Source organism: Streptomyces sp. NPDC058662 (assembly GCF_042716255.1).
Classification (GTDB): Bacteria; Actinomycetota; Actinomycetes; order Streptomycetales; family Streptomycetaceae; genus Streptomyces.
The window spans coordinates 21,802-34,058 of record NZ_JBHXRU010000003.1 but is presented as its reverse complement, the minus strand read 5'-3'; the positions used below and the strand labels follow the sequence as shown (position 1 = coordinate 34,058).

Annotated in this window: 14 protein-coding genes; 5 read left to right on the top strand and 9 right to left on the bottom strand. The window is 73.2% G+C overall.

The window, feature by feature from the left end; translation table 11 throughout:
* Positions 1-26: 26 nt before the first annotated feature.
* The 7 genes from ACFWUQ_RS02325 to ACFWUQ_RS02295 are packed head-to-tail and all read right to left on the bottom strand — an operon-like array spanning position 27 to position 6,090.
* Entirely contained in the window at positions 27-1,022 is a 996-nt protein-coding gene (locus ACFWUQ_RS02325; protein ID WP_384531709.1) for a hypothetical protein, read from the bottom strand.
* The gene (gene galT / locus ACFWUQ_RS02320; RefSeq protein ID WP_384531708.1) at positions 1,019-2,125 is read right to left on the bottom strand and encodes a galactose-1-phosphate uridylyltransferase; all 1,107 of its coding nucleotides are present in this window, start codon (positions 2,123-2,125) and stop codon (positions 1,019-1,021) included. The genes ACFWUQ_RS02325 and galT overlap by 4 nt, the downstream gene beginning before the upstream one ends.
* Complete coding sequence (locus ACFWUQ_RS02315) at positions 2,122-2,742, bottom strand: SIS domain-containing protein (RefSeq protein WP_384531706.1); 621 nt, start codon at positions 2,740-2,742, stop codon at positions 2,122-2,124. The genes galT and ACFWUQ_RS02315 overlap by 4 nt, the downstream gene beginning before the upstream one ends.
* A 52-nt stretch (positions 2,743-2,794) precedes the next feature.
* Positions 2,795-4,252 (bottom strand): glycogen synthase, encoded by a 1,458-nt coding sequence (locus ACFWUQ_RS02310; protein WP_384531704.1) that lies wholly within the window; start codon positions 4,250-4,252, stop codon positions 2,795-2,797.
* The gene (locus ACFWUQ_RS02305; RefSeq protein WP_384531703.1) at positions 4,249-4,824 is read right to left on the bottom strand and encodes a hypothetical protein; all 576 of its coding nucleotides are present in this window, start codon (positions 4,822-4,824) and stop codon (positions 4,249-4,251) included. The genes ACFWUQ_RS02310 and ACFWUQ_RS02305 overlap by 4 nt, the downstream gene beginning before the upstream one ends.
* A complete protein-coding gene (locus ACFWUQ_RS02300) occupies positions 4,821-5,855 on the bottom strand; it encodes a hypothetical protein (protein WP_384531701.1) in 1,035 nt (344 codons plus the stop codon). The genes ACFWUQ_RS02305 and ACFWUQ_RS02300 overlap by 4 nt, the downstream gene beginning before the upstream one ends.
* Before the next feature lie 4 nt (positions 5,856-5,859).
* Positions 5,860-6,090, bottom strand: a complete 231-nt coding sequence (locus ACFWUQ_RS02295) for an NAD-dependent epimerase/dehydratase family protein (RefSeq protein WP_384531700.1) — start codon at positions 6,088-6,090, stop codon at positions 5,860-5,862.
* 322 nt (positions 6,091-6,412) lie between these two features.
* Between ACFWUQ_RS02295 and ACFWUQ_RS02290 the strand changes: the two genes are divergently transcribed.
* Genes ACFWUQ_RS02290 through ACFWUQ_RS02270 form a run of 5 tightly spaced genes read left to right on the top strand, consistent with a single transcriptional unit; the run spans position 6,413 to position 10,644 of the window.
* Entirely contained in the window at positions 6,413-7,843 is a 1,431-nt protein-coding gene (locus ACFWUQ_RS02290; protein ID WP_384531698.1) for an ATP-grasp domain-containing protein, read from the top strand.
* Positions 7,840-8,106, top strand: coding sequence for an acyl carrier protein (locus ACFWUQ_RS02285; protein WP_384531696.1), 267 nt, complete (start codon positions 7,840-7,842; stop codon positions 8,104-8,106). The genes ACFWUQ_RS02290 and ACFWUQ_RS02285 overlap by 4 nt, the downstream gene beginning before the upstream one ends.
* Before the next feature lie 2 nt (positions 8,107-8,108).
* Positions 8,109-8,804: a hypothetical protein gene (locus tag ACFWUQ_RS02280; RefSeq protein ID WP_384531694.1), complete on the top strand. Its 696-nt coding sequence runs from the start codon at positions 8,109-8,111 to the stop codon at positions 8,802-8,804.
* Positions 8,777-9,943, top strand: coding sequence for an acyl-CoA dehydrogenase family protein (locus tag ACFWUQ_RS02275; RefSeq protein WP_384531692.1), 1,167 nt, complete (start codon positions 8,777-8,779; stop codon positions 9,941-9,943). Before ACFWUQ_RS02280 ends, ACFWUQ_RS02275 begins: the two co-directional genes overlap by 28 nt.
* Entirely contained in the window at positions 9,940-10,644 is a 705-nt protein-coding gene (locus ACFWUQ_RS02270) for a 4'-phosphopantetheinyl transferase family protein (RefSeq protein WP_384531691.1), read from the top strand. The genes ACFWUQ_RS02275 and ACFWUQ_RS02270 overlap by 4 nt, the downstream gene beginning before the upstream one ends.
* 54 nt (positions 10,645-10,698) lie before the next feature.
* On the opposite strand, the gene ACFWUQ_RS02265 is transcribed toward ACFWUQ_RS02270, so the two are convergent.
* A complete protein-coding gene (locus tag ACFWUQ_RS02265; protein WP_384531689.1) occupies positions 10,699-10,914 on the bottom strand; it encodes a hypothetical protein in 216 nt (71 codons plus the stop codon).
* A gap of 123 nt (positions 10,915-11,037) precedes the next feature.
* A complete protein-coding gene (locus tag ACFWUQ_RS02260) occupies positions 11,038-12,249 on the bottom strand; it encodes an MFS transporter (RefSeq protein ID WP_384531687.1) in 1,212 nt (403 codons plus the stop codon).
* Between the last annotated feature and the right edge of the window lie 8 nt (positions 12,250-12,257).

Genomic DNA, 12,257 nt, shown 5'->3' with positions numbered 1-12,257 from the left:
TTTCCTGAAGTGGGGCCGATACGGATTCACAGCCGGCTGAGCCGGGCCCCGGCGGGGTCGAAACGGAACGACTGCTCCGGCATGCTGTGCGCCGCCATCGCCGCGCGCACCCCCTCCCGGGCCGCGGCCGGGACATGCAGCAGGAGAAAGCCGCCGCCGCCCGCGCCGAGGAGCTTGCCGCCGGTCGCCCCGGCCGCCAGCGCGTCCCGGTAGGCACGGTCCACCCCGGGCAGGGAGACCCGGGCACCGAGGCCCCGCTTCAGCTCCCAGTGCCGGCCGAGGATCCGGCCCACCTCCGTGCTGTCGCCCCGGGTCAGCGCCTCTCGCAGCGGGCCGGTCAGCTCCTTGATCTCGTGCAGCCGGGCCTCGGTGCCGCGCTCCCCGGAACCGGCCGCGCGGGCCTGGTCGCCGAGGACGGCACCCGCGTCCCGGCTGGTCCCGGTGAAGTGCAGCACCAGTTCCTCGTCGAGGCGCCGTACGACGTCATCGGCGACGGGGACGTCCTCCACGGCGACCCTGCCGTCGGTGGCGAAGTGCAGCTGACGGAAGCCGCCGAGAGCGGACAGGAAGTGGTCCTGCCGGCCCACCGGGCGGCCGAGGCCGTCCATCTCGATGCCGCTGGCCGCCATGGCGAGGTCGTGCGGGGACCGCTCCTTCGCGGACAGCCCCGCGACCAGGGCGACGCAGAACGCCGCCGAGCTGCCCATGCCGCTGCCGCCGGGCACGTCGCCCGCGGAGAACAGGTCCAGCGGGGAGCCGTCCCAGTACCGCTTGAGGGCCTCGCGGGCGTAGGGGTTGGCGATGCCGTCGACGGAGTCGGCGCTGCCGCACGAGTCCAGGCAGGCGCGGATCACCGTCGCGGTACGGGCTCTTCTGCCGAATACGGTGACCCGCAGATCGACGCTGGCGCCGAGCACAGTGCCGCCGAACCGGCGCGCGTAGGCGGGCAGGTCGGTGCCGCCGCCCGCGAGGGAGATCCGCAGCGGGGCGCTGCTCACCCACAGGTCCGCCGTCCCGCTCACGCGCTCACCTTCTCGTGCTTCCAGGCCGGATCGGCGGCCCTCAGCGCCTCGGCGGCGCGCTCGGGGCTGGCCTCGCTGACGAAGGCGCCCGCGCCCAGCTCACCGGCGGCCGGGCGCTTGACCACGGTCGGGCTGCGGTGGCCGGAGAAGACCTGGGCGCGCACGTGCGCGAGGTGCCGTTCCCGGCGGGCGGCCGCCTGCATCCACACCGCCATGTAGGGCAGCGGGGCGTCGGCCACCGACTCGAAGCGGTGCAGCAGCGAACGGTAGATCCGGGCGAGGTCGTCGCGTTCCTCGTCCGTCAGCGCGTCCAGGTCCGGGACATGGCGGCGGGCGTACAGATGGACCTCGTACGGCCAGCGGGCGGCGAAGGGGACGAACGCCGACCAGTGCGCGGTGCGCGCCACGACCCGGCTGCCCGCCTCCTCCTCGGCTTGTCGGACCCGGCAGAACACACAGCTCTCGCCCCGTAGTCCGGCGGACCGCGCGGACTCGTGCATCCGCCGGAACCGCTCGGGCATCCACGGGTAGGCGTAGATCTGCCCGTGCGGGTGGGACAGGCTCGCGCCCACCTCCGCGCCCCGATTCTCGAAGCAGACGACCTGTTCCACCGCCGCCATCCGGTTCAGTTCCCGGGTGCGGTCCGCCCACGCGTCCACGACCGTGCGCACCCGGGCCAGCGGCAGCCGGGCCAGCGGCGTGTCGTGGTCGCTGCTGAAGGAGACGACCTCGCAGCGGCCCGGCGCGGGCGCGCTGGCCAGCAGGGCACGGTCGCCGCCGACCGGAGGCCCGCCCGGCCCGCCGAGCGCGGGGAAGCGGTTGTCGAAGACGGCGACGTCATAGGCTCCGCCCGGGATCTCCGTGACCTCGGGCGGCGACGAGGCGCACAGCGGGCAGTGCGGACCGAGGGCGGTGCGGGCGGCCCGGTGCGGGGCCATCAGGACCCAGTCCTCGGTCGTCGCGTCCCAGCGCAGGGTGGAGGGCACCGGGGCGGCGGGCGGGGCGGCGGGCGCGGACGGGCGGACGCGGCCCGGCTGCTCGTCGTAGTAGTGGATGCTGCGCCCGTCGGGCAGTGTGGCGCTGATGCGGTGTGTGCGGGTCAACGGCCGCTGCCCTGCGCGGAGGCTGGCACGAACCGGCCGACGCGGACGAACTCGCGCATGTGGCGGGTCAGCAGATGGGCGATCATCATATGGATGTCCTCCTGCTCCTCGATGGACTCGGCCGGAGCCGTCACCCAGCGGTCGCACAGCGCGGACGCCCGCACCGCCGTCGGGCCGAGCAGCCCCACCGTCAGCGCGCCGAGTTCGCGGGCGTGCCGCAGCGCCTCCAGCACATTGGGGGAATTGCCACTGGTGCTGATGCCGATCACCACATCGCCCTCCCCGGCCAGGCCGGTGAGCTGGCCGCTGAAGACCGATTCGTAGCCGACGTCGTTGGCCCAGGCGGTGATCGCGGGTACGTGGTCGACCAGGGACATCACCCGCAGCGGCGGGGTGCCGGGCTGCCGGGTGTTCTTCGACAGATCGACCGCCAAATGCGAGGCAGTGGCGGCACTTCCACCGTTGCCGCAGGTGAAGACGGTACGTCCATCGGTGTACACGCGCTCCAGGATGGCGGCCACATCACTGAGCTCGGTGAGCGAGACCTTGCCCACCGCCCGCTGTACGTCCGTGAGATAGCTCTGCATGTGCGCCGTGCGCCGGGTGTCGTCCAACATCCTGTCGCCTGTCCGTTCGGAGAAGATCGGGGTCCGGTGCGGAGCCGGTCCGTCAGTCACGCGCCACCACCTGTTCGTACAGTCGCGCGGTCTCCCGGGCGGTGCGGTGCCACGTCCAGTCCTGGTCCATCAGCCGCCGCCGGGTCCGCTCGACCTGGTCGGGGCTTGAGCCGAGCCACCGCACCGCGTCGGCGACGGTGGCCTCGACGGCCTGCGCGGTGAGCGCGCTGAAGCGGAAGCCCGTACCCTCCTGCGGCGCGCCGCGCAGTTCGCTCACCGTGTCGCGCAGCCCACCCACGGCGCTGACCAGCGGCACCGTCGCGTACGCCATGGCGATGAGCTGGTTCAGCCCGCAGGGCTCGACCCGGGACGGCATGAGGGTGAAGTCGGACCCCGCGTAGACCAGCGACGCGACGTCGTGGTCGAAGCGCGCCCGGTGGTGGACGGCTCCCGGGGCGAGGCTGTGCAGCTCCGCGAGCGCCGTCATGTACGCGGTGTCCCCGGAGCCGACGACCACCAGCTGGGCGGTGCCGTCCAGCAGCCGGGGCCCGAGGGCGGTCAGCATCAGGTCGACGCCCTTCTCGGGCACGAGCCGCGCGCACACCCCGAAGAGCGGGACGTCCGGGTCCTCGCGCAGCGCCGCGAGGTGTTGCAGCGCCCGCTTGTTGGCGCGCTTGCCCGAGGTCACCGTGTCCCGGTCGAAGGGCACCGCGAGCGTTCCCGGCGCCGCGGGGTTCCAGACCCGCTCGTCGACGCCCGCGACGATGCCGGTCAGGGCGAGCGGTTCCAGCACGTCGCCGAGGGGCGAGCCGGCGAAGTCCGCTCTGAGTTCCCGCGCGTATCCGGGGCTGCCCGTCGTGGCCGCGTCCGCGGCCAGCAGTCCCGCGAGCAGCAGGCTCGGCCGTCCGCGCGCGGCGGTCAGGAACGGCTCCCGGAACGCGTCCGGCAGACCGAGCCCGGCGACCTCGGCCACGCTCACCTCGCCGGGGTAGGCGCCGTTGTGCACGTTCATCAGCAGCACCGGCCGCGCGGCGGATCCCCGGGCCTGCCGCAGGTGGGCCAGCGCGGCGCCCGACTGCCAGTCGTTGCCGTGCACGAGGTCGTAGGACCGTCCGGAGATCTCGGTCCAGCGGGCGGCGGCGCACCCGAAGAAGGCCGCGCGGGCGGTGGCGTCGGCGAACTCGACGTAGCGACGGTCCCGGTAGATGCCCTCGCGGTCGTACCAGACGTCCGCGCGCAGCAGGAAGACCTCGCAGGAGCCGTCGTGGTCCAGCACCTGCTCCACCGTCGCCTCCGCGGTGACACCGGCGATCCGGATCCCGGGCAGCCGCGCGACCTCCTTGGTGCGCAGCCCCCGTTCCGCGACCAGCCACGGGTAGTACGGCACCAGCAGGTCGTGCTCGATCCCGTGGTCCCGCTGGAGGAGCTCCGGCAGCGCCCGCGCGGCCTGCCCGAGGCCGCCCTCGGCGAAGTGGGGTGCCAGCTCCTGGACCAGATAGAGGCATCTCATGCCGCGGCCTCCCGGACGACCCACACACCGAACAGATGCAGATCCGGGTTGTACGGCAGCTCCAGCACGGAACAGGACGCGGCGGCACGGCAATGCACGGTCGTCTGCCACAGGTGGGGACGCGCGTCGGCGATGGCCTCACCCTCGGCGTCCAGGAGGAAGTCGCCCTCGGCGCAGCAGGCCTCGCCGGGCAGGGGGCGCAGGGACAGGGAGTCGCTGAGGCCCACCAGCACCTCCGTGCTCGTTCCCTCGGGGGTGCGCAGTCGCAGGACGTCCTGGACGTTGCCGTAGGTGCCCGCGCCCACCACGTGCAGCGCGGTGACGGCTCCGGAGCCGGGGAGGGTGATGCGCTGGCCCTCGCAGGTCACGTTGTCGGGGACGCCTGATCCCCAGCCCGGTGGCAGGCCCAGAGGGTCGGCGATGGCGTCGAGGATGCCGGCGGGGTAGGTGCGGCCGTAGCCGTCGAATCCCTCACCGCCGACCGGGTGGCCCTTGGTCGAGGTGCCGGTGTTGTTGCGGTGGGCCGAGACATCGACGGGCACCGCGCCGGCGGGCAGCACGATGCCGTTCACGCGTGTGCTCCCGCCGCCGTGGCCAGTCGGGCGGCCGTCGCGGCGAGGGCGTCCCGCGCGGTGTCGAGCCGGGCCTCGATCTGCCCACGGAATGCCTGGGCCCGGGGGGAGTCCAGGGGCATCACGCCGAGGCGCATCAGCAGGTTCCGCACCACGAGCACGTCCCGGCATGCCTGGTCGGCCGAGGCGGCGGGCTCCGGGCCGAGCGGCACGGTGCCGTCGTCCGCCAGCGCGCCCAGGTACCGGGCGAACCAGCGCAGCACGTTGTGGTACCACCACAGGCCGAGCAGCAGGTTCTGGCCGGCCCCCCAGTTCAGCTCGTTCCCGGTGGCACCGCGCGGCCGCTCCGCCACCAGCTCCACATATACGGCCAGCTGGGACCGGATGCCCTCCAGGAACTCGGTACCGCCGAGGAACCCGCCCTCGCCACCCGCCAACTCGCCGGCCGCGAGTACGAGTTCGCGCCGAATCAGGTCGCCGTGCGGGAGCGGCGCAGCGGTCCGGGGCAGCAGTTCCATCCAGGACTGCCCGGCCTCCTCCGCGCACATCGCCGCTTCGATCTCGGCCAGGGGGACCCGGCCGTCGTGGAAGAGTTCCAGACCTGGGTCGAGCAGGCGCAGGGTACCGGTGACCGAGTCGGGGTCGCTGACGACCACCGCGTGCAGGGCGTGGCTGCGGCCACGGTTCGGCCAGAAGTGGGTCAGGTGGAAGCCGTCGGCGGCGGCGACGATCGTGCGGCCGCGCTCCAGGTGGCGCAGCGCCTGGAGCCAGCCTTCCCGGTCGCGCACCGGATGCTCGACGAGCCGGTAGCCACGTCGCTCGACCATCGCCGAGAGCGGAACGAACGGCTCCGCGAAGGCGAGCAGGCCGTCGGTGTCCCAGGTGGCGCACGTCGAGACGCCGCTGCCCAGCACCAGAGCGGGATCGACGGCCGGGTCGACGGATCTGAGCACGGCGGCGACGGCCGCGTGGTAGCAGCTGGGGTCGACGAGGGAGGAGGCGTCGTTGACCGGGGGGATGTCGTCGTTCACCTGTTCACTCCAGAGAAGGGGGCGTCGGTGCGGGCGCTCGGGTGCTTCCCCGGAGGAAGCGAAGACGTGGATCGGCCGCGACCGGAGCCGGGTTGGCGCGGTTGCCGGCGTAGGTGAGGGCGTCCGGCACCGTCACCGCCGTCGGGACGGTTTCCCGCTCCGCCTCGGATACCAGCAGGGACCGGACGAAGTGCGAGCCGGTGAAGCCGGCGCCCCCGGTGACCAGAATGCGCATGATCTGCTTGGAGCCTTTCTGTACAGCGGTGGCGCGGTCGTCTGCCCGGCCCGTCCACCGTGTGGACCGCCGCACGCGGCCGCCGGGACCGGCGGTACTCCGTCACCGCGACCGCCGACTGCCGCTGACCCGGCCGGTCGCCGTACTGACCCGATTCTGCGGTGAGCGGGCCGGGAAGTAGACCTCCTCTTTGGGGCATGCCTGCCCCAGCGTCCTGGTGGGGCGGTCGGCGAGCCTTGTCCGGGGCACCCGTCTCGGGGATCGTCGCTTCGTCGCCCCCGGTGATCAGGTCCGGGGGACGGCGAAGGAGAGGAGACCCGCCGTGCGCAAGCCGTCCGAAGCGGGCGCGGGAGCGGCCCGGCCGACCCCGGGCGAGGACCCTGGGGGGCCGCTCGTCCTGCTGGGGAACTTCGAGGTCGAGGACCACTGGGCCGAGGGCGAACTCGGCCTGCCCAGAGCGCCGTTCAGCGGTGGACGAGCCGTCGTCAACCGCCTCGACGAGTTGGCGCTGCTGCTGGCCGAACCGCGCGACCACGTGGTGCTCAAGGCACCGCCCGACGACGACTGGCTGGCGTATCTGCGCACGCTCGGCGTCGAGTTGCCGGGCATCCTCACCGTGCGGCACCAGGACCCCGGCCGCACGGTCGGTGAGGACGCGATCGAGGACACGGCGTTGAAGGCCGAACTCGCCCGTCTCGCCGAGGGCGGGGCGCGGCTGTGGCCGCACGGGGTCTCGCGGGTGGAGGAGCGCCTGGCCGACCTCACGGGACTGCGTCTGGCGACGGCGCCCGCCGCCGTCTGCAAGGCGGTCAACAGCAAGATCTACAGCCGGAACCTGAACGACGAGTACGGCCTGCGCCAGCCCGGGGGCAGGACCTGCCAGGACCTGGACGAGTTCGCGGAGGCATGCGCGTGGGCCCGTGAACGACTGAGCCAGAACGGCACCGTCGTTCTCAAGGACGCGTTCGGGGTGTCCGGCAAGGGCGTCCTGGTGGTCGCGGAAGCCGCCGCGCTCGACCGCGTCCAGCGCATGATCACGCGGCGGGCGGAGCGGCAGGGGCGCCGGGACCTGGCCCTGCTCGTCGAGGAGTGGGTGGCCAAGCAGGCCGACCTCAACTACCAGTTCGCCGTCGGCCGCGACGGCACCGTGCGCTTCGACTTCGTCCGCGAGGCGCTGACCGAGGGCGGCGTCCACGCGGGGCACTGGATGCCCCCGCGCCTCTCCGACCGCCAGCAGGCGCAGCTGCGGGACGTCTCCGCCGTACTGGGCCGACGCCTGGCCGCCGACGGCTACTCCGGTGTCGTGGGCGTGGACGCGATGGTGGACCCCGACGGCGGGCTGTACCCGGTGGTGGAGATCAACGCCCGCAACAACATGTCCACGTACCAGGAGCGGCTGCGCTCCACCCTCCTCTCCGACGCCGCCGGGACCGCCCTCGCCGGTCACTTCCCGCTCCGGCTGGACCGGCCCGTCTCCTTCGCCGAGCTCCAGGACCGGCTCAGCGGCCTGCTGTTCGACACGGACACCGGCACCGGCTTCCTGGTGAACGACTTCGCCACGGTCAACGCCGCCGCCACACGGCCCGAGCGGCCCGACGGCCCCTTTGACGGCCGTCTCTACGGCATCACCGTGGCCGCCTCACGCCAGGCGGCCACCGCACTGCACCGGGCGGTCGCCGACCGTCTGGGGGATCTGTCCCGGCCGGGAGGGTCCCGCGCCGAGGAACCGCATCGAGAACGGAGCACAGCATGACGGACGGAGCAATCGGGCACCGCGACATCACCGTCGAGGTGATCGCTTCGCTGGCCGCGATGGTGGGCCGCGACGCATCCGAACTGTCGGAGGAGACACGGCTCTTCGATGACCTGTACTTCGACTCGACCAGTGTCCTGGAGCTGCTGATGAAGCTGGAGGAGGACCTCGGAGTGGAGTTCGACCCCGAGACCCTCCAGCCGGCGGACTTCGAGAAGGTCGCCGGCCTCGTCGCATACGTCCGGCGCGAGGCCGAGGCGTAACGATGACAGAAGCCCTGGCCGGGCCTCCGGCACTGGAGGAGACGCTGCGCCGGGCCGGGCACGCGGCGGCGAGGTCGCGGGGCCTAATCCCTGCCCTTCTGCTGCTGCACGCCGGACTCGGCCGGGGGACCGCCGTCCGCGGGGCGGACGGATGGATCGTCGCGCCTTCGCGGGTCACCCGACGGCTGTGGAGCGGCGAGGGGTACGTCGGCCTCCCGGCGGAGGACGCCGCGGAGGCCACACCCGCCGTTCTCGACGGCCTGGGACTGACGGTCCTGCGCTGCCGGACGCCGGGGCCCGCCGCCGCCGGACCGGCGTACGGGGCCTGGGTCGCGGCCCTGGCCTGGGCCCGGCTCGGCCATTCCCGGCACCTGCTCGACCTGGCGGTGGCGCATCTCGGCCGGCGCACCTTCGACGGCGCCCCGCTGCTGCACCGGCAACTGGTCAAGGGCACGCTGGCTGACGCGGTCGTCGCCCATCTGGAGACCGAGAGCGCGCTCGACGGCGCCGCTTCGCACCGCGCCGCCCTGGCCGAAGCACACGCCCGGATCACCACCGTGGACCGTGAGCTGGTCCGCCTGTTCGGGGCCGGCGGATACACGGCGGACGGACCGGGCCGCTCGGCCCATGCCTCGGAACTGCTGGCCGACGTCTACGCGGGAGGAACGCCGTGCACACGGACGACGACGAGCGCCTGACGCCCCTGCGCGGGCAGGCCCGGGAATGGGCGGCGGACATCGAGCCCCACATCGCTGCACTGGACCGCGACCCCGGCACGGTGGCCCGCCTGGTCCACCTGCCGCTGCTCTCCCGGCTCGCCACCCTGGGAATCCCCCCGGAGTACGGCGCGCCGCCGCTCACTGTCGGCGGACAGCACTACCGCCTGCGTACGGCCCTGGAGAAGGCGGTGTTCTTCGAGGAAGGCGCACGGGTCGACCTCGGACTGCTGTTCTCCGTACCCGGCCCCGACATGTCCGGCACCCTGGTGGACACCCTCGGCGACCGGGCCCAACGGGACTGGTTCTACGGCCGTCTCCTGGAACGCCCGACCTGGACCTGCTTCGCGATGACGGAGGCCGGCCGGGGCTCCGACGCGGCCCGTATGTCCACCACGCTCACCCGCGCGCCGGACGGCGACTCACTCCTCCTCACCGGCGCCAAGCGCTATGTCGGCAACGCCGTCCGCGCCGGTGTCGCCGTGGCCTTCGCCCGCTTGGCCCCGGGTCCGCTGGGCATCCGGGCCGTCCTGGTGGACACCGCCTCCCCCGGCTTCTCGGCGGAGCCCGTCCCCACCCTCGGCCTGCGCTGTCTGCAGCTCGGCGCGATCACCCTGGACGCGGTCGAGGTGCCCGAGGACCAGCTGCTCGGCCGTCATCTCCCCGCCGTCCGGCAAGGTATGTGGGGCTGGCTGCGTACCTTCAACACCTGGCGTACGGTGATCGCCGCCATGGGCGTCGGCGCGGCCGCCGCGGCCCACGCCTACGCCCTGCGGGAACGGCCGGCGGTCACCGGGGCGGACCGGGACCACTGGGACGCGCTGGCCCGGCGCATCGAGGGCGTCCGCGGACTGACGTACCGGGCCGCCCGGGCGGTGGACGACGACCCGGCGGACGGCGAACTGGCCTCGGCAGCGAAGCTCACCGCGGCCCGCCTCGCCGACGACCTCTGCCGTGCGGCGCTCCGCCGGCTGGGCCCGGCGGCCCGTCTCGAACACCCCCGGCTGGACAAGATGGCCAGGGACGCGCAGGGCCTTGAGCTCATGGAGGGCACGGCCAATGTGCAGCGCCTCGCGGTCTTCGGTGCCCTGGTGCGCGGCGGGGCCGCGCGGCGCCGGTGACAGCTGCCGCCGATGAGGTGCACCTCTGGCAGTTCCCGCTGGATCTGCCGCCCGGCGCGTACCTCGCCCTGCTCGACCCACGGGAGCGCGCCCGCCACGAAGCCCAGCCCAACGGCACGGGCCGGGACCGTTACGCCGTGGCGCACGGCACCAAGCGGCTGATCCTCGGTAGTTGCCTCGGCCTGCCCCCCGAGCGGGTCCCGCTGCGCGTGGGCCGCTGGGGCAAGCCCGAAGTGGGCGGCTCCGGGATCCGGTTCAGCCTCGCCCACTGCGGGGATCAGGCGCTGATCGGCGTCTGCGGCCACCGTGAGATAGGCGTCGACATCGAGCGTCCCCGGTCCGGTCTGGACCCCGTACGCTTCGCCGCCCGCTGGTTCCGCCCGGAAGAGGCCGCCCGGGTGGCCGAGGCCGGACCCGCGGACCGCTGGGACGAGTTCCTCAGGCTGTGGACGCGCAAGGAGGCCTGTGTGAAGGCGGCCGGGGGGCGGCTCGCCCAGAGCCTGAACCTGCCGGTCGGCCACGGCCCGCACACCGTGGCGGATCCCTCGGGACGGCTGCCGGGTCCCTGGTGGGTCGACGACGTCCAGGGCCCCGAGGGCTGCACCGCGGCCGTGGCGCTGGCGGGCACCGGGCCGTTTCGCCCGGTCCCGCGCTCGTGGGCGCCGGTCACACATGGACCTGGCTGTGATCCCCCAGGGTGAGCTGATGCGCCACCGGTCGGCGCCGCGCGGACGTCACCATGGCCTTCCGGCCGATCAGCGACGACTCGACCCGTCGCACACCCTCAAGCCGGGCCCCGGCGCCGGCAGCACCTGCGCGTCCGCCTCACCGGCCCGGAAGTCGTCGACCACCTGATCGATGCCGTCCTGGATGAAGCTGTCGCCGAGGTGCATCACCAAGTCGTCGCCGCCCAGCCACTCCCGGGCCATCAGCACCGCGTGCGCCGGACCGAGCGGCGCCCGCTGCGGCAAGTAGGCGGCGCGCAGCCCGAACGCGGAGCCGTCGCCGACCGCGGCCCGGATCTCCCGGGCCCCGGCGCCGACGACCAGTCCGACCCTGGGTGACTCCCGCCACGACGGTTCGGACTTCGGTGGCTACGACTGCTGGGCGACGGGTTCCGGACGGGGAACCGCGGAACGCAGGCGCGAGAATCCGGCGAGCGCGACGATCAGGGCGAGGCCGGCCGCCGTACCGGGCAGCCAGTAACCCGCGTCCGGGCCGAACCGGTCGATCGTCCAGCCGCCGGTCGCCGAGCCCAGGGCGATACCGCCGAGCAGCGCGGTGGTGGTCATGGCCATGCCCTCGTTGATCTGGCTGCTGGGCACGACCTCCTGGACCAGGCTCATACTGATGATCATCGTGGGCGAGGAGGCCATGCCTGCGACGAACATCAGCCCGATCAGCGAGAGCAGACCTCCGGCCAGGACCAGCGGCAGCATGCACACCGTCATGCCCGCGAGCCCCAGGAGGAAGTACCTGCTGGTCTCCCCGCGCAGCGTCACCAGACCGAACAGCAATCCGGCGATGGCCGATCCGACGGACTGAAGCGCGAGCACCACGCCTGCCGCGCTCTCGTGCCCGAGGTGCTCGGTGTAGGCGACGGTCACGACCTCCAGAGAGCCGAAGATCGTGCCGGTGAACAGGAACGTGCTGACGATGACCTGGAGCCCCTTGTTGCGCCATGGTGAGACGGCGGTGTCCGCGTCCGGCGTCTCCAGCGGCGGCTCGGTGCCGCGCTGGGCGGCGAAGAGGCTGGTTCCGACGAGGGTCAGCGCCGCCGCGGTCAGCACACCGGCCGTGGGCGAGAGGCTGGTGCACAGGGCCACCGCCACGATCGGGCCGACGATGAAGCACACCTCGTCCAGAACCTGCTCGAAGGCGTTGGCGGTGTGCAGGGACTGCTTGTCGTCGCGGTAGATGTGCGCCCACCGGGCACGCACCATGCCACCGGTGTTGGGAGCGGTGGACAGGATGCTCGTCGCGAACAGGGTCCAGTCCGGGGCGTTGTGGTGGGCGCACAGCACCAGGGCGACCGAGCCGATCGAGGAGATCACGACCGCGGGCACCGCCACCCTGGCCTGGCCGTACCGGTCGATCAGCCGGCTGATGCGGGGCACCAGCACCACGGTGGCCGCCATGTCCACGGCCGCGACCGTGCCGGCCAGCAGATAGGAGTCGCGCAGCGTGGCGATCATGATGACGGTGCTGACGCCGTACATGGACAGCGGAAGCCGGGACAGGAACCCCGTGACCGTGAAGGCCACGGTCCCCTTCGGGGTGAACAGACGGCGGTACGAGGCTAGCAAGGGGGATA

What these genes read in the sequence shown, in the direction of transcription:
- ACFWUQ_RS02315 (WP_384531706.1), bottom strand. Translation starts at nt 2,742, where the DNA reads ATGTTGGACGACACCCGGCGCACGGCGCACATGCAGAGCTATCTCACG.
- ACFWUQ_RS02310 (WP_384531704.1), bottom strand. Translation starts at nt 4,252, where the DNA reads ATGAGATGCCTCTATCTGGTCCAGGAGCTGGCACCCCACTTCGCCGAG.
- ACFWUQ_RS02295 (WP_384531700.1), bottom strand. Translation starts at nt 6,090, where the DNA reads ATGCGCATTCTGGTCACCGGGGGCGCCGGCTTCACCGGCTCGCACTTC.
- ACFWUQ_RS02285 (WP_384531696.1), top strand. Translation starts at nt 7,840, where the DNA reads ATGACGGACGGAGCAATCGGGCACCGCGACATCACCGTCGAGGTGATC.
- ACFWUQ_RS02280 (WP_384531694.1), top strand. Translation starts at nt 8,109, where the DNA reads ATGACAGAAGCCCTGGCCGGGCCTCCGGCACTGGAGGAGACGCTGCGC.